Origin of the sequence: Clostridium sp. TF11-13AC (assembly GCF_003481065.1) — a bacterium.
Classification (GTDB): domain Bacteria; phylum Bacillota; class Clostridia; order Lachnospirales; family Lachnospiraceae; genus Otoolea; species Otoolea fessa.
Map to the genome: position 1 here is coordinate 511,596 of NZ_QUKJ01000001.1, position 15,985 is coordinate 527,580.

Below are 15,985 nucleotides of genomic sequence, written 5' to 3' on the forward strand. Positions count from 1 at the left end.
AGGCAGATATGAAGATCGTATTTATGGGAACACCGGATTTTGCGGTTCCGACACTGGAAGCGCTCTATCAGAGCCGGCATGAAGTAGCGGCGGTGGTGACACAGCCAGATAAGCCGAAGGGACGCGGCAAGGCGATGGCAATGCCGCCTGTCAAGGAAAAAGCGCTGGAATATGGAATCCCGGTGTATCAGCCGGTGCGCGTCCGCAAGGATGAGGCATTTTTTGAGGAATTGACGAAGATTCAGCCGGACGTGATCGTCGTGATTGCATTTGGCCAGATTCTGCCGGAGCGGATTCTGAACCTGCCGAAATACGGCTGTATCAACATCCATGCGTCGCTTCTGCCAAAATACCGTGGGGCAGCTCCGATCCAGTGGGCGGTCATCAATGGCGATGAGGTCAGCGGTGTGACGACGATGCAGATGGATGTCGGTCTGGACACCGGAGATATCCTGGATACCGTGGAAGTACGCCTGGATCCGAAAGAGACAGGCGGCAGCCTGTTTGACCGCTTGAGCCTTGCGGGAGGAAAGCTGATTCTTTCCACGCTTGAGAAAGCGGAGGCGGGAATCCTGCATCCGGTTAAACAAGATGAGGCAGAGGCAACCCATGTGACAATGCTCGATAAGTCGATGGGGCAGATCGACTGGTCGATGGATGCGGCAGTGATTGAGCGCCTGATCCGCGGCTTAAATCCATGGCCGAGCGCTTATACAAAATTTGAAGGAAAAACCCTGAAAATCTGGTCGGCGGATGTCGAGGAAGATGCGGCGGGAAGGCCGTCACCGGAGACATTCGGACAGGTGGTACGTGTCGGTAAAGATGCATTCTCTGTCCAGACCGGCAAAGGGCTTCTCACGATCCGGGAACTTCAGCTGGAAGGCAAGAAGCGGATGGATACGGCGGCATTTTTACGCGGATATCCGGTGGAAACGGGAGTAAAGCTCGGATAAAATGAATGCTTCAGCAGGAACTGAACTGCTACAGGCAGCCAGGCGTTTGAAAGGAGTTGGAGTGATATGTACGGATACGGATATGGATATTACAGTATGTTTGATCCGACGATGATTCTGGTATTAATTGGTGTATTTCTGTCATTAGGGGCATCTGCGAAGGTGAAAAGCACCTACGCGCGGTTTTCAAGAGTCCGGAGCATGACTGGCATGACGGGAGCCGAGGCGGCGAGACAGCTTTTAAATTCACAGGGCATCTATGATGTCCAGATCCGCCAGGTGGCAGGCAGTCTGACCGACCACTATGATCCGCGGACCAAGACTGTGAATTTATCTGAGAGTGTATATGGTTCTACTTCGGTCGCGGCGATCGGTGTTGCGGCGCATGAGTGCGGACATGCGATGCAGGATGCATCTGAGTATGTTCCGCTGCGCCTGCGCGGTTCAATGGTGCCGGTGGTCAACATCGGCGCACAGCTTTCCTGGCCTATGATCCTGATTGGTGTCCTGATCGGCGGCATGGGATCTCCGATCGTTTCACTTGGAATTCTTTTATTTTCCTTGTCGGTGCTGTTCCAGCTGGTGACGCTTCCGGTTGAGTTCAATGCATCCGCGCGTGCGGTACGTCTGCTTGATTCAACAGGGATTCTTCGCGGGGAAGAAGTTGGATATACCAAACAGGTGCTTGGTGCGGCGGCACTGACGTATGTGGCAGCGGCGGCTGGTTCGATTTTACAGCTTCTGCGTCTGATTATATTATTTGGAGGACGACGCGATGACTGATGGAACTGCGCTGCGTGAAATAGCGGTCGAAATTTTGACCGAGATTCTGGAAAAGGGACAGTATACACATCTGGCCCTTTTTCAGGCTCTTTCTAAATATCAGTATCTGGAAAAATCAGACCGCTCGTTTTTAAAACGGATTGTGGACGGGACGGTGGAGTATAAAATCCAGATTGATTATATTATCAACGCATATTCCAAAACAAAAGTTCATAAGATGAAACCGTTTATCCGCACACTTCTGCGGATGAGCGTGTACCAGATTTATTATATGGACCGTGTACCGGATTCGGCGGCGTGCAATGAGGCGGTGCGCCTTGCGAAAAAACGCGGATTTTCCGGACTTTCCGGCTTTGTAAATGGTGTGCTGCGTTCTGTGGTGCGTGGAAAAGGCAAACTGACCTTCCCGGATGATTCAGTGCGGTATTCAATGCCGGACTGGATTTTATCTCTCTGGGAGGAAAACTATGGGGCAGAGACGACGCACAGGATGGCACAGGCTGGTCTGGAGAAACGTCCGTTTATGGTGCGGTTTGCCGAGAGCCGTGCAGGGAAAGAAGAGATTCTTGCCTCCCTGTCCGCCCAGGGCGTGACGGCAGAGGAGACAGCGACGGGAAGCGGCGTTTACCGTCTGACGGGAGTGGACTATCCAGAGAGTCTGGATGCGTTCCGCGAAGGACTAATCCGGATTCAGGACCTGAGTTCGTCGCTGGCAGGTGATGCGGCGGGTATTAAAGAGGGTGATTTTGTACTCGATGTCTGTGGGGCACCGGGTGGAAAAGGGCTTCATGCGGCGGATCTGCTGCACGGAACTGGACAGGTTGAGATCCGGGATGTGAGTGATTACAAGGTATCTCTGATCAAGGAGAATATTGCCCGCAGCGGCTGTACAAACGTCTCTGCCTGCGCCTGGAATGCGTGTGAATTCGATGCTTCGATGGAGCAGAAAGCGGATGTGGTCATTGCTGATCTGCCGTGTTCAGGACTTGGCATTATCGGACGCAAGCCGGATATCAAATACAACGCTTCAATGGACGGAATCCGGGACCTGGCTGCATTGCAGCGGCAGATGCTGTCGGTGGTCTGGCAGTACGTGAAGCCGGGTGGAGTGCTGGTTTACAGCACCTGCACGGTCAACCGTCTGGAAAATGATGAAAACCGGGCATGGTTTTTAAACGAATATCCATTTGAGCCGGTTGATATCAGTGGTCGTCTGGGGATTGATTTTCAGGAAGACAGCCTGAAAGAGGGATACATCCAGCTCTATCCGGGCGTTCATCCGTGTGATGGATTTTTCATCTCTGTGATGAAAAGAAAAGGATAACTGGACGGAACAGTGTATGAATACAGGAAAGACTCCGAGAGTGCATATAGGAGAGAGGGAGGCAGTCCGATATGGAAAAGCAGGATATAAAATCAATGACGCAGGAGGAACTGCGTGCCTTTTTGGTGAGTCTGGGCGAAAAACCATTCCGGACCGCCCAGATCTATCAGTGGATGCATGAAAAACTGGCATCTTCCTTTGACGATATGACAAACCTTTCCAAGGCGCTCCGGCAGAAGCTGCAGGACGCGTGCGAGTATGTATCACTGGAAAAGGTACGGGTGCAGATTTCGCAGATCGATGGAACACGCAAGTACCTGTTCCGCCTCGCGGACGGCAATGTCATCGAGAGTGTCCTGATGCGTTATAAGCATGGAAATTCCGTTTGTATTTCCTCGCAGGTGGGGTGTCGGATGGGCTGCCGTTTCTGTGCTTCGACCCTGGACGGCCTGGAACGGAACCTGCGCCCGTCGGAGATGCTGGACCAGATTTATCAGATTCAGCGCGATACAGGCGAACGCGTTTCCAACGTGGTTGTGATGGGATCGGGTGAACCGCTGGACAATTACGATAACCTGATCCGCTTTATCCATCTTTTGACGGAGGAAGGCGGACTGCATATCAGTCAGCGGAATGTGACGGTTTCCACCTGTGGGCTGGTTCCGAAGATCCGGGAGCTGGCAGATCAGGGACTGACCATCACGCTGGCACTTTCTCTGCATGCGCCGAATGACGAGGTGCGGAAGAGCCTGATGCCGATCGCGCGTACATATGCGTTAAAGGATGTATTGGCGGCCTGTCATTACTATTTTGAAAAAACGGGACGCCGCATGACGTTTGAGTACAGCCTGGTGCAGGGAGTCAATGACAATCTGGACGAGGCGCGCGAGCTGGCGGCGCTGATTCAGGATCAGCATGGGCATGTGAATCTGATTCCGGTCAATCCGATCAAGGAGCGCTCTTATGTACAGTCGGGACGGAAAGCAATCGAAGCATTTAAGGGATGTCTGGAATCTAAGGGAATCAATGTGACAATCCGGCGCGAGATGGGGCGCGACATAGACGGTGCCTGCGGACAGCTCCGGAAGAGCTATATGGATAAAGAGCAGGAGAAAGAAGGTGCGGCAGTCAAATGAAAGCATACGCACTGACGGATATCGGAAAAACGCGTAAGGTCAATCAGGATGCTCAGTTTGCCAGCACGGAGCCGGTGGGAGAACTTTCCAACCTGTTTGTCGTGGCGGACGGAATGGGCGGTCATCAGGCGGGAGATTTTGCTTCGCGCTATCTGATCGAGCATATGCCGGAATATATCAAAGAGAGTGGTGAGAATGAGCCGGTCGCGGCGCTTCGAAAGGGGATCGAGGCAGTCAATCAGGAACTTTATACCCTTTCCTGTGAGCGCGAGGAGCTTGCCGGCATGGGAACAACGCTGGTAGCGGCTTCAATTCAGGGAAATACACTCTATGTGGCAAACGTGGGGGACAGCCGTCTCTACCGGATTGAGCGCTCCGGCATTCATCAGATTACCCGGGATCATTCCTACGTGGAGGCGATGGTCTCGCTGGGACAGATGAGCCGCGGCAGCCGGGAATATGAGATGAAGAAAAATATCATTACCCGCGCGGTCGGGATCGGTGGGCATGTGGAGCCGGATTTCTTTGAGGTTTCACTGAACCCGGGCGATTACGTACTGCTGTGTTCGGACGGGTTAACCAATATGGTGGATAATTCAGCAATTTACCGGATGGTGCTTCTGCCGGGAACCCTGGACACCAAGGCAAGGGCGCTCACGGCGCTCGCAAACCAGAACGGCGGGAAAGATAATATCGCGGTCATATTGATTGACCCGCAGATCAAGGAGGTGAGAGAATCATGATGCTGAAACCGGGAACTTATCTGCAGGATCGCTATGAGATCCTCTCACTGATTGGTACGGGCGGCATGTCAGAGGTGTATCAGGCAAAATGCCACACTCTGAACCGTCTGGTGGCGATCAAGGTTTTAAAGGATGAGTACAGCCAGGATGCGAATTTCGTCAGCAAATTCAAGATGGAGGCGCAGGCGGCGGCAGGGCTTTCCCATCCAAATATTGTGAGTGTTTATGACGTTGTGGATGAGGGCAGTCTTCATTATATCGTCATGGAACTCATCGAGGGAATCACGCTGAAAAGCTACATTCTCAAGAAAGGTCATCTGGGCGTCAAAGAAACGATTGGAATTGCCATCCAGGTAGCGCAGGGGCTGGCAGCGGCACATGACCAGCATATTGTGCACCGGGACATCAAACCGCAGAATATGATTATCTCGCGTGACGGCAAGGTGAAGGTGGCGGATTTCGGTATTGCCAGAGCTGTATCGTCCCAGACGATCGGGGTCAATGCGGTCGGTTCCGTGCATTATATCTCGCCGGAGCAGGCAAAAGGAAATTATAGCGACGGACGAAGCGATCTGTATTCACTGGGAATCACGATGTATGAGATGCTAACAGGAAAACTTCCGTTTGACGGGGATAACCCGGTTTCAGTGGCACTGGCGCATTTGGAAGAACCGGTGCAGCCGCCGAGCCGCATCAACCCGGAGGTGTCGGCAAGCCTGGACCGCATTATTTTAAAATGTACCCAAAAAAAGCCGGAACGCCGTTACCAGAATGCGTATGAGCTGATCGCGGATCTGCGCCATGCGCTGGTGGATCCAAACGATGATTTCCTGAAAAAAGAACCGGAATTTGATGAGAATTCCCCGACAGTCGTGCGCGGGGCAGAGGAACTGAACCGCCAGATGGAGGTACAGAGAAATCGAAATCTGGAACAGACGATGGAACATCCGGCAGTGAGTGAAAAGACCGGACCGGTTCCGACAGAAAATGAACGTGGTGAGGTAGTCTGGAAAGAGCCGGAACCGTCGGAGAACGAGATAGAAGGTTGGCAGGAAGAAGAGACGGATGTCTATGAGGAAGAAACCTCAAGGCGCCCAGACCGTAGACGGAAGGGACGCCGTATAGAAGAAGACAGCGAGGATGTCAATCCGCAGATGGAGCGCCTGCTTACGATGATTGGAATCGGTGCAGCCGTATTGATTGTGGTGGTTGTGATTGTCATTGCTGCGAAGTTGACAGGCATCTTTAATCTGGGATCTGGTAGTCAGAAGCATCCGAAGACGACCGTTGAAGCTTCTTCGGAGGCGTCTGAGAGCAAGAGTCTGGAATCAACGGAGTGCAGGGTTCCGCCGCTGGACGGCATGACGGAGGATGAGGCGAAGACAGCATTGGAAAAGCAGTCGTTGAAAATCCGTTATGAATATGCAAAGTCGGAAACCTCTGAAAAGGGGAAGGTCATCGGTCAGAGTATTGCCAGCGGCACGGTTGTCTCGAAACAGACGGAAGTTATCGTCACGATCGGAGAAGGCAATGAGGCAATAGATTTGACGAAACTTGGACTGGAAGAGATGTCCGGCGAGGATGCAGAGACGCTTCTGGCAGAAGAAAATAAACTGACCGTAGTAGTGCAGAAAGAGAGCAGCGATACGGTTGCCTCCGGTATAGTGATCCGGTACAGCCCGTCCAGCGTGGATCCAGGCGGCACGGTGACGCTGTATGTCAGCACAGGTCCGGACGTACCGACGGTACCGATGCCGAGGATTACAGGGCTTTCAGAGGAAAATGCAAAAGTTGTTCTGGAAGCGGTCGGATTAGGGCTTGGCGAGCGCAAGGAAGCGAAGAGTTCAGAAGTGGCAAAGGGCAAGATCATCAGTCAGGATGTCCTGGAGAAAACAGATACACCGGAGGGAAGTGCCATTGGCTATACAGTCAGTCTGGGAAAAGGAACCCGCTATGTGGCGGCGATCAACGATGAATTCCAGATGAGTGAACTGTTTGGACCAAGTTCCGGAGATACGCATATCCGCGTCAGTATTGTGATGAAGCAGACGATTGCCGGCAATACTGTGACTAAGACGGTCATGGAACCGAGGGAGATCGGCGGCGATATCACGCTTCCGATTCATTATAATATCGAGGGAGCGGACGGTGTGCAGACAGGCGAGCTGCAGATCCTCGATCTGACGAACGATCGGGTTCTAAAAACGTATCAGCTTGAATTTGTGGAAGTTTCAGATAATTAATAAGAGGTAGTTGTAAGGTACAGGTATGCAGGGAAAGATAATTAAAGGGATCGGCGGTTTCTATTATGTACACGACGGTATTGGAAAGGTATATGAATGCCGTGCAAAGGGAATTTTCCGAAATCGCGGCATCAAGCCGCTGGTAGGCGATGACGTGGAGATCAGTGTTCTCGATGAGGAGAAGGCGACAGGCAATCTCGATGAGATCCTTCCTCGTAAAAACCGTCTGATCCGCCCGGCGGTTTCAAATGTTGATCAGGCGGTGGTGGTTTTTGCCATCACCGATCCGATGCCAAATTTAAACCTTCTCGACCGCTTCCTTGTCATGATGGAACGGCAGGAAGTTCCGGTCAGCATCTGTTTCAACAAGATCGATCTGGTCGATGCAGCCGAGCAGGAGAAGCTGCGTGCGATCTATGAACCGGCGGGCTATCCGGTGCATTTTATCAGCACCTACGAAAAATCAGGGCTGGAGGAGTTTCATCGGTTGATCATTGGGAAAACAACGGTCTTAGCAGGACCTTCGGGTGTCGGAAAATCGTCGATCACGAACTTTATCCAGCCGGAGGCACAGATGGAAACGGGCGGTATCAGTGAGAAGATCCGCCGGGGCAAACATACGACGCGCCATTCAGAACTGTTTTTCGTGGAAGAGAGCACCTATATGATGGATACGCCGGGATTCAGTTCTCTCTATATCGAGGATCTGGAGCCGGAGGCGCTCAAGGACTTTTTCCCGGAATTTGAGGCATATGAGGATGAATGCCGTTTCTTAGGCTGTGTCCACATTGGCGAGCGCGAATGCGGCGTCAAGACGGCGGTGCAGGAGCATAAGATCGGGCAGAGCCGGTATGACAATTACCGTTTGATGTATCAGGAATTAAAAGAGAAAAAGAAATACGGCAGAAGCAGCCGTTGAGGATATTATACAAAAAATGGGAGGAAAGAACCATGATTATATTATCACCTTCGATTCTGGGGGCAGATTTTACGAAGCTGGGAGAGCAGGTCGCTGAGGTGGACAAGGCAGGCGCACAGTACATCCATCTGGATGTGATGGATGGCGCGTTTGTGCCGAGTATCTCCTTTGGAATGCCGGTAATTAAGAGCCTGCGCCCGGTGACGGATCGTGTGTTTGACGTACACATGATGGTGGAAGAACCGGGACGTTATGTAGAGGATATCAAAAAAGCGGGGGCGGATCTGATCTGTGTGCATCAGGAAGCCTGTCTTCATCTGGACCGCACGATCGCGCAGATCCGTGAGGCAGGGCTGCAAACAGGTGTAGCGTTAAATCCGGCGACCCCGGTCGAGACACTGGATGTTATTTTGCCGGAGGTGGACATGGTTCTTCTGATGACGGTCAACCCGGGATTTGGCGGTCAGAAATTTATTCCATATACGGTAGAAAAAATCAAGAAGCTGCGCGCAATGTGCAGCGAGAGGGGACTTTCCACCCGCATTGAGGTGGACGGAGGAATCACGCCGGACAATGTGCGGACGGTATTAGAGGCAGGAGCCGATGTGATTGTGGCGGGAAGCGCCGTATTTAAGGGAAACCCGGCTGGGAATGTAAAAACATTTTTAAATATTTTTCAGGAATTTGAACAGGGATGATGAAGATGAAGCGTTGTTTGATTGTGACAGGCGGAACGATTGATATTGCGTTTGCGAAAGATTTTCTCTCACAGCGCTCGTATGACTATGTAATTGCGGCAGATGCGGGGCTGGAGGTTCTGCGCCCGCTGCATATTTCTCCGAATGCGGTGGTCGGCGATCTGGACACGGTGGATAAAAAGGTTCTGGAAGAATATCAGAACCAGCCGGACATCGAATTTGAGATCCATAAACCGGAGAAGGATGAGACGGATACGGAGCTGGCGCTTTTGACGGCGGCGCGCCAGGGCTGTGAGGCAGTTGATATCCTGGGGGCGCTGGGCGGCCGTATGGATCACGCCATCGGCAATATCCAGCTGATGTATCAGTTTTTCTGCCAGGGAATGGAAGTGAATATTTATGATGCCCGCAACCGCCTGTATCTTCTGGGCGGGCATAAGGTATTTCACCGGGAAGAGGTGTATGGAAAATACATTTCGTTCCTGCCGATGACCGAGACTGTCGAGGGACTGACGCTGCGGGGATTTAAATACCCGCTCCAGCGGCGGACGATCGGGCTGGGGACGAGTCTCTGCATCAGCAATGAACTCAAACGGGAAGAGGGCATTCTGGAGCTGGAGAGAGGCGTCCTTTTGTGCGTGGAGGCACATGATTAATTCGGATAAAAAAGTGGCAAGTTAAAACTGACCTGTTTAAAATGATAAAAACTGTATGTTTTTCAGGGGACAAGATTGTGCTATGATGAGTCCAATAACAAGGGAGGATGAAACATCATGGCAAACAAATCAAATCAGGCTTACAAGATCGCGATGGTCGGTCTGCTGGCAGCTCTCTCCTATGTCGTATTTACATACGGACAGGTGAAGATCACACTTCCGGGCGGCGATGCAACTTCCATTCATCTGGGAAATGCAGTCTGTGTCATCGGGGCACTCTTAGTCGGCGGCTTTTACGGCGGTTTGGGAGGTGCTATCGGCATGACGATAGGTGACCTTCTCGATCCGGTTTATATTGTATATGCACCGAAGACATTTATCTGCAAACTCTGCATCGGACTGATCGCCGGATTCGTAGCACATCGTCTGGGCAAGATTGACCGGAGCACCGATAAGAACCACATCCTTGGTTTTACGATTGCAGCAGCGGTGGCAGGTCTTTTATTCAACGTCATTGCAGATCCGCTGATCGGATATTATTATAAACTCTGGATCATTGGTAAACCGGCGGCAGAGCTCACACTTGCATGGAATATCGCAGCGACTTCGATCAATGCGGTGACATCTACGATTGCGTCTGTTGTTATATATATGGCAGTTCGTCCGGCACTCCGCAAGGCAGGTTTTCTGGATGCATTGTCTGTAGAAGCGAGAGCATAAGGCAATTTATCTCAGTCGAGAAGAATTAAAATGAAATACATACAGGAGACTGTGGTTGGGCAGAATGGGAAAAACATCTGTCCGGGCGCAGTCTCCTTGTTGCGTCATTGGAGTGTGCGGCTTATGAAACACAAATGTATAGATACACGCTTGTAGAAACCAGAATCATGCTGCAGGCAGTCGTATCTGCCGCGAGAATATGTTAGATTATAAAGTTGCTTAAAATGATGTTGGGGTCAAAAGACGTTTTGACCCCTCTGATACCAGATTGCTCCGCACTATATGCTCCCGCAATCTTCAAAAACATTCGTAATTCGCTCATTTTTCTTTGAAAAATGGCTACTTACTCATATTTTTGGCGGGTTCCAAGGTCAAAAATGCTCCTGCAAGCAAGCTTGCGTCGAACTTCTGACCTTTTGACCCTGGTATCATAAAATTAAGAAAATGAGGAAAAATTATACATGGAAGGAATTCAGAAGAAAATAGCGGTTTTAAATGACCTGTCAGGCTACGGGCGCTGTTCGCTGACGGCGGCGATGCCGGTTATCAGCGCCCTCAAGGTACAGTGCTGTCCGGTGGTGACGGCGGTGCTGTCCAATCACGCGGGATATCCGGAATGCTATATGGATGATTATACCGATCGGATGGAGGCATACCTGGAGCCGTGGCGGAAGATGGGATTTGAGATGGACGGAATCATGACTGGATTCTTAGGTTCTGCCAGACAGGCGTCGATCGTGGCAGATTTTATCCGGGATTTCAAACGGGAAAATACGCAGGTTTTGGTAGATCCGACGATGGGCGACCACGGACATCTCTACAGCGTCTGTGACGAGGAGCTGATCGAGGCGATGCGGGAGCTGATGCAGTATGCGGACGTTGTCACGCCAAATCTGACTGAGGCCTGTGCCCTGACGGACACGCTGTATCAGGAAAATGGATGGAGTAAGCGCAAGCTCTCAGATCTGACCTGGAAGCTTCACCTTTTGGGCGCGCGGTCAGTCATTTTGACAGGCGTGGTCAAGGGCAAACAGATCCTCAACGTGATCCATGAGCGCGGCAAGGATCCGGTCTTTCATGCAACTAAATTTGTGGCGGGCAATTACCACGGAACCGGGGATGTCTTTGCAGCAGTCATCGGTGCCAGCATGGTGCGAGGTGTGCCGATGGAGGAAGCCGTCAGACGGGCGGCAGCTTTTACAAAAAAATGTGTGGAAAAGACAGAAGAACTTGGTGCCCCGGAGCAGGACGGACTGTGCCTGGAGGCGTGTCTGTCCTATTTGACGAAGTTGAGTTAAATATAATGGGCAGTCTATCCTGTTTTGTATCAAGAAGAACAGAGGTTACAGTTCACGGGTAGGCACTTTTGGAACCGAAAGTGCCGTAAGAAAACGTGGTGGCAGCAGGAATTTGCCGTATTTAAATGCGAAGCCACGGCAAATTCCGTTACTGTTCACGTATGCGTGAACAGTAACGAACAGAGGAACTCTTGAAACAGGGCTTTTCATTCGTACAAAGTTGTAGTATAATTATAACTAGTTTTCGTGCAGTTAATTGCATAACAGTAGGAGGAAGATATGTTAGATCTTAAATTCGTCAGAGAAAATCCTGACATTGTAAAGCAGAATATTAAAAATAAGTTCCAGGACAAGAAACTTCCGCTGGTAGATGAGGTAATTGAGCTGGATGCCAAGAACCGTGCAGCGAAGAAGGAAGCAGATGATCTGCGTGCGAACAAGAACAAGATTGCAAAACAGATCGGTGCTCTGATGGGGCAGGGAAAGAAAGAGGAAGCAGAAGAGCTGAAGAAACAGGTAGCAGAGCAGTCTGCCCGCCTGTCTGAGCTGGAAGAGCAGGAGAAGGATCTTGGCGAGCGCATCTTAAAGATTATGATGACCATCCCGAACATCATTGATCCGAGTGTTCCGATCGGTAAAGACGACAGCGAGAACGTAGAGATCGAGCGCTTCGGCGAGCCGGTTGTACCGGATTTTGAGATCCCGTACCACACCGAGATTATGGAGAAATTTAACGGCATCGATCTGGACAGTGCCAGAAAGGTAGCTGGAAATGGTTTCTATTACCTGATGGGCGATATCGCAAGACTTCATTCTGCTGTTATCGCATATGCAAGAGATTTCATGATTGACCGTGGATTTACCTACTGTATCCCGCCGTTCATGATCCGCAGCAATGTTGTAACCGGCGTTATGAGTTTCGATGAGATGGATGCGATGATGTACAAGATCGAGGGCGAGGATCTCTACCTGATCGGTACCAGCGAGCACTCTATGATCGGTAAATTCATTGATACCGTAGTTCCAGAGGAAGAGCTTCCGAAGACACTGACCAGCTATTCTCCGTGTTTCCGTAAAGAGAAGGGCGCTCACGGCATCGAGGAGAGAGGCGTATACCGCATCCACCAGTTTGAGAAACAGGAAATGATCGTAGTCTGCAAACCGGAAGACAGCAAGATGTGGTATGACAAACTGTGGAAGAACACCGTGGACCTGTTCCGTTCCATGGATATTCCGGTTCGTACTCTGGAGTGCTGCTCCGGAGACCTGGCTGATCTGAAAGTAAAATCCGTTGATGTAGAGGCATGGTCCCCGCGTCAGAAGAAATATTTCGAGGTTGGAAGCTGCTCCAACTTAGGTGATGCACAGGCAAGACGTCTGAAGATCCGTGTCAACGGCAAAGACGGCAAATACTTTGCACACACCTTGAACAACACTGTAGTAGCTCCGCCGCGTATGCTGATCGCATTCTTAGAGAACAACCTGCAGGCAGACGGTTCTGTCCGCATTCCGGAGGTTTTGCGTCCGTATATGGGTGGTAAGAGCGAGATTCGCTAAGTTCATTTGAGTCCAGTAAAAAAACGCCATGGGTTGTGTGCCTGTGGCGTTTTTTACTGGACTCATTGTGAATTGCAGAAATATAGACATTGTCTTTTTTCAGGCGGCATTATGATGGCAGTTCTTCCAGCTGATTCGACGGCGTCGCCATCATCGAATAATTCGTATGATAAATCACAAATCCCGGAGCAGCGCCCGCTACTTTTTTGACCTGCTTTTTCTGTACATAATCGATCTCAACTTTTTCATTTTCCCGTCCCTTGGAATAGTAGGCAGCCAGCCCGGCAGCTTCCTCGAAGGTGCGGTCCGGAAGCTCTTTTCCTTCGGATTTCACAATGACATGGGAACCCGGGATTCCTTTTGCGTGGAACCACCAGTCATTTCCAGTCGCGATCTTGAAGGTCAGCTCCTCATTCTGGTAGTTGTTTTTGCCGACGTAGATATGGAATCCGTCGGAGGAAAGGTAGTGGAATGGGCGGCTTGTGATTTTCACTTTCTTTCCAGCCGGACCGTGCTTTTTGATGAAGCCATATTCCGTCAGCTCCTGCTTGATCTGGGTCAGATCTTCCTCCTTTAAGGCAATATCGAGGGAGGTACTGATGGATTCGAGGTGCTCGATCTCCTGCTTCGTCTCCTCAATGAGCTGGCTCTGAGCCTCGAAAGTACGTTTGAGTTTTCCATATTTGTCAAAATACTTCTGCGAATTTTCGCGGGCGGTCAGCTGCGGGTCAAGCGGGATCTTGACCTCTTTTCCTGTGTAGTAGTTCGTGCAGACAAGTTCTTTTTCGCCGCCGGTCAGCTCATAACCGTAGGTGTTTAACAGCTCGCCGTAGAGCTTGTATTTATCCCGTTTTTCGGTGTCCTTTAACTGTTTCTGCTGCAAATCGTATTTTTTATAATTGCGCTCCAGGGCAGTCTGGACGATCCGGCGCAGATCCGAGGATTTCTGGCGGATTCGTGTGATGACGTTCTTGGACGCATAGTAGGTCTCCAGCACTTTACTGATCGAATCAAAGTGTTCGACCTGATATTCCGGCGGGAACGAGGCCAATGGGAGAGCGGCAAATTCCATTGGTTCATCTTCACGGTATACGATGCAGGGCGAGAACTGTCCATTTTTGATGGATTCCATTGCCAGTTCCAGCGTGTGCCCGAGGTGCGTGCGCTCCAGCTCATTCAGTTCCGATGCGGGGCGGTCGGCATCGATCGATGCCTCATAGCAGAATTCTTCTGCCATGACCGGGCTGATACCGGTGAAATTCGTGTAAATGGCTTTTCCTGCCGGTGCCGGTGACTGTGCCAGAATGGAGGCGAAATCATCGGCAGATGCAGTCAGCGGATCCTGCTTCGCGACCGTCTGCGGGAGGAAATATTGCCGTCCCGGCAGAACCTCGCGCACGGAGCTGACCTGCACGGAGATATGTTTGATACTGTCGAGGATCGTGCCGTCAGGGCTGCAGAAAATGATATTGCTGTATTTTCCCATCAGTTCGACGATAAGCAGCTTGCGGCAGAGGTCACCCATCTCGTCCAGATGTTCGATCTCAAAATGAATACAGCGTTCCAGACCCGGCTGGCTGACCGACACGATGCGTCCGCTTCCGATGTGCTTGCGAAGCAGCATGCAGAAATTCGGGGCAGTCATCGGTCCCTGCTTGTTGGTATCCGTCAGATATGCCAGCGGAAGACTTGCGTTGACCGAGAGAAGAAGTCGTTTCGTCTCCCGGAAGTTCTTTATGGTAAAAAGAAGTTCATCGCGCTCGGTCTGCGTGATCTTTGCGATCTTGCCGCCGGTAAGCGCGTCACTAAACTCCTTAACCAGGTTTGCGATTACAATTCCGTCAAATGCCATGGTTTTGGTGCTCCTTTATTTGTGTAGTATCTACTATTATAATGAAAGAAGACACGAAAAACAATCACTTTTAAATTCGGTTGACGCTTGCGGCGATTTGCATTATAATACCATTATCTATGGATGAAAGAGAGAGGCGTCACTATGCTTAAAAGTATGACTGGATTTGGCCGATGCGAGATGGCAACGGATGAATATAAGATTTCTGTGGAGATGAAGGCGGTAAACCACCGTTACCTGGATCTCAGCATTAAGATGCCGAAGAAATTTAATTACTTTGAGGCGGCGATTCGCGCGCAGCTCAAGAAATACATTCAGCGGGGAAAGGTAGATGTCTTTATTTCCTATGAAGATTATACGGATGAGAAGATGTCCTTAAAGTACAATCGTTCCCTGGCCGGCGAGTATATGGATTATTTCCGTCAGATGGCGGACGAGCTTGGAATTCCGAATGACGCGACGGTGATGCGTCTTGCACGGTGTCCGGAGGTCTTTACGATGGAGCAGGCGCCGGAGGACGAGGAGCATATGTGGCAGATTCTCGAAAAGGCGATCGGCGAGGCGGCAGAGAAATTTGTCGAGACACGCACACGCGAGGGTGAGAATCTGAAGCAGGATCTGCTTGGCAAGCTGGACTATATGGTAACGCTGGTCGATCAGATTGAAGAACGTTCCCCGAAGATCGTGGAAGAATACCGGGCGAAACTGGAAGATAAGGTGAAAGAGCTTCTGGAAGGAAGCAGCGTCGATGAAGGCCGGATTGCGGCAGAGGTTGTGATTTTTGCAGATAAGATCTGCACCGATGAGGAGACGGTCCGCCTGAGAAGCCACATTGAGGCGACCCGCAAGGAGCTGACGGCGGGCGGAAGCGTTGGACGTAAGCTGGATTTCATTGCACAGGAGATGAACCGCGAGGCGAATACGATTCTTTCCAAGGCAAACGATCTGGAGGTTTCCGATTGTGCGATTGCACTCAAGACAGAGATCGAGAAAGTCAGAGAGCAGATTCAGAATATTGAATAGCCGATCATGCTGGAAGAGGTATTCACGGAAAGCTGCCGTTGGCGGTGAAAATACGGAGAATATGAAATATTGTAATAATA

At 50.8% G+C, this 15,985-nt stretch carries 14 protein-coding genes; 13 read left to right on the top strand and 1 reads right to left on the bottom strand.

All coding sequences use genetic code 11. From position 1 onward, the window contains the following. Window positions 1–8 precede the first annotated feature (8 nt). The 12 genes from fmt (at window position 9) to serS (ending at window position 13,030) form a co-directional block, all read left to right on the top strand. Window positions 9–953 (top strand): methionyl-tRNA formyltransferase, encoded by a 945-nt coding sequence (fmt, locus tag DXD12_RS02175; RefSeq protein WP_106999965.1) that lies wholly within the window; start codon window positions 9–11, stop codon window positions 951–953. A gap of 66 nt (window positions 954–1,019) precedes the next feature. Beyond that, window positions 1,020–1,736 carry a zinc metallopeptidase gene (locus DXD12_RS02180; RefSeq protein ID WP_118482174.1) on the top strand — a complete coding sequence of 239 codons (717 nt, stop codon included), beginning with the start codon at window positions 1,020–1,022 and terminating at the stop codon, window positions 1,734–1,736. After that, a complete protein-coding gene (rsmB, locus tag DXD12_RS02185; RefSeq protein ID WP_118637202.1) occupies window positions 1,729–3,060 on the top strand; it encodes a 16S rRNA (cytosine(967)-C(5))-methyltransferase RsmB in 1,332 nt (443 codons plus the stop codon). The genes DXD12_RS02180 and rsmB overlap by 8 nt, the downstream gene beginning before the upstream one ends. 71 nt (window positions 3,061–3,131) lie before the next feature. Continuing rightward, window positions 3,132–4,196, top strand: coding sequence for a 23S rRNA (adenine(2503)-C(2))-methyltransferase RlmN (rlmN, locus tag DXD12_RS02190; RefSeq protein ID WP_118637204.1), 1,065 nt, complete (start codon window positions 3,132–3,134; stop codon window positions 4,194–4,196). Next, complete coding sequence (locus tag DXD12_RS02195) at window positions 4,193–4,939, top strand: Stp1/IreP family PP2C-type Ser/Thr phosphatase (RefSeq protein WP_118637206.1); 747 nt, start codon at window positions 4,193–4,195, stop codon at window positions 4,937–4,939. The genes rlmN and DXD12_RS02195 overlap by 4 nt, the downstream gene beginning before the upstream one ends. Then, complete coding sequence (gene pknB / locus DXD12_RS02200; RefSeq protein WP_118637208.1) at window positions 4,936–7,182, top strand: Stk1 family PASTA domain-containing Ser/Thr kinase; 2,247 nt, start codon at window positions 4,936–4,938, stop codon at window positions 7,180–7,182. The genes DXD12_RS02195 and pknB overlap by 4 nt, the downstream gene beginning before the upstream one ends. Before the next feature lie 25 nt (window positions 7,183–7,207). Continuing rightward, on the top strand, window positions 7,208–8,101 hold the full coding sequence (gene rsgA, locus DXD12_RS02205) for a ribosome small subunit-dependent GTPase A (RefSeq protein WP_106999960.1): 894 nt from the start codon (window positions 7,208–7,210) through the stop codon (window positions 8,099–8,101). A 32-nt stretch (window positions 8,102–8,133) separates the two neighbouring features. Then, window positions 8,134–8,799, top strand: a complete 666-nt coding sequence (gene rpe, locus DXD12_RS02210; RefSeq protein WP_022360278.1) for a ribulose-phosphate 3-epimerase — start codon at window positions 8,134–8,136, stop codon at window positions 8,797–8,799. Window positions 8,800–8,804: 5 nt separating this feature from the next. Beyond that, complete coding sequence (locus tag DXD12_RS02215) at window positions 8,805–9,455, top strand: thiamine diphosphokinase (protein ID WP_107000407.1); 651 nt, start codon at window positions 8,805–8,807, stop codon at window positions 9,453–9,455. A 117-nt stretch (window positions 9,456–9,572) separates the two neighbouring features. Then, entirely contained in the window at window positions 9,573–10,175 is a 603-nt protein-coding gene (locus DXD12_RS02220; protein ID WP_022360276.1) for an ECF transporter S component, read from the top strand. 461 nt (window positions 10,176–10,636) lie between these two features. After that, window positions 10,637–11,473 (top strand): pyridoxamine kinase, encoded by an 837-nt coding sequence (locus tag DXD12_RS02225; RefSeq protein ID WP_118637210.1) that lies wholly within the window; start codon window positions 10,637–10,639, stop codon window positions 11,471–11,473. 279 nt (window positions 11,474–11,752) lie between these two features. Next, a complete protein-coding gene (gene serS, locus DXD12_RS02230) occupies window positions 11,753–13,030 on the top strand; it encodes a serine--tRNA ligase (protein WP_118637212.1) in 1,278 nt (425 codons plus the stop codon). Window positions 13,031–13,139: 109 nt separating this feature from the next. Here the strand turns inward: serS and DXD12_RS02235 are convergent, their stop codons facing one another. Further along, complete coding sequence (locus tag DXD12_RS02235) at window positions 13,140–14,882, bottom strand: NFACT RNA binding domain-containing protein (protein WP_118637214.1); 1,743 nt, start codon at window positions 14,880–14,882, stop codon at window positions 13,140–13,142. 144 nt (window positions 14,883–15,026) lie between these two features. On the opposite strand from DXD12_RS02235, the gene DXD12_RS02240 reads away from it, so the two are divergent. Next, on the top strand, window positions 15,027–15,905 hold the full coding sequence (locus tag DXD12_RS02240; RefSeq protein WP_118468641.1) for a YicC/YloC family endoribonuclease: 879 nt from the start codon (window positions 15,027–15,029) through the stop codon (window positions 15,903–15,905). Window positions 15,906–15,985: the final 80 nt, after the last annotated feature.

Bases quoted from the DNA above. Each gene is read 5' to 3' on its own strand.
- pknB (WP_118637208.1), top strand. From the start codon at position 4,936: ATGATGCTGAAACCGGGAACTTATCTGCAGGATCGCTATGAGATCCTC.
- fmt (WP_106999965.1), top strand. From the start codon at position 9: ATGAAGATCGTATTTATGGGAACACCGGATTTTGCGGTTCCGACACTG.
- serS (WP_118637212.1), top strand. From the start codon at position 11,753: ATGTTAGATCTTAAATTCGTCAGAGAAAATCCTGACATTGTAAAGCAG.
- rlmN (WP_118637204.1), top strand. From the start codon at position 3,132: ATGGAAAAGCAGGATATAAAATCAATGACGCAGGAGGAACTGCGTGCC.
- DXD12_RS02215 (WP_107000407.1), top strand. From the start codon at position 8,805: ATGAAGCGTTGTTTGATTGTGACAGGCGGAACGATTGATATTGCGTTT.
- rsmB (WP_118637202.1), top strand. From the start codon at position 1,729: ATGACTGATGGAACTGCGCTGCGTGAAATAGCGGTCGAAATTTTGACC.
- rsgA (WP_106999960.1), top strand. From the start codon at position 7,208: ATGCAGGGAAAGATAATTAAAGGGATCGGCGGTTTCTATTATGTACAC.
- DXD12_RS02225 (WP_118637210.1), top strand. From the start codon at position 10,637: ATGGAAGGAATTCAGAAGAAAATAGCGGTTTTAAATGACCTGTCAGGC.
- DXD12_RS02235 (WP_118637214.1), bottom strand. From the start codon at position 14,882: ATGGCATTTGACGGAATTGTAATCGCAAACCTGGTTAAGGAGTTTAGT.
- DXD12_RS02195 (WP_118637206.1), top strand. From the start codon at position 4,193: ATGAAAGCATACGCACTGACGGATATCGGAAAAACGCGTAAGGTCAAT.
- DXD12_RS02240 (WP_118468641.1), top strand. From the start codon at position 15,027: ATGCTTAAAAGTATGACTGGATTTGGCCGATGCGAGATGGCAACGGAT.
- rpe (WP_022360278.1), top strand. From the start codon at position 8,134: ATGATTATATTATCACCTTCGATTCTGGGGGCAGATTTTACGAAGCTG.
- DXD12_RS02180 (WP_118482174.1), top strand. From the start codon at position 1,020: ATGTACGGATACGGATATGGATATTACAGTATGTTTGATCCGACGATG.
- DXD12_RS02220 (WP_022360276.1), top strand. From the start codon at position 9,573: ATGGCAAACAAATCAAATCAGGCTTACAAGATCGCGATGGTCGGTCTG.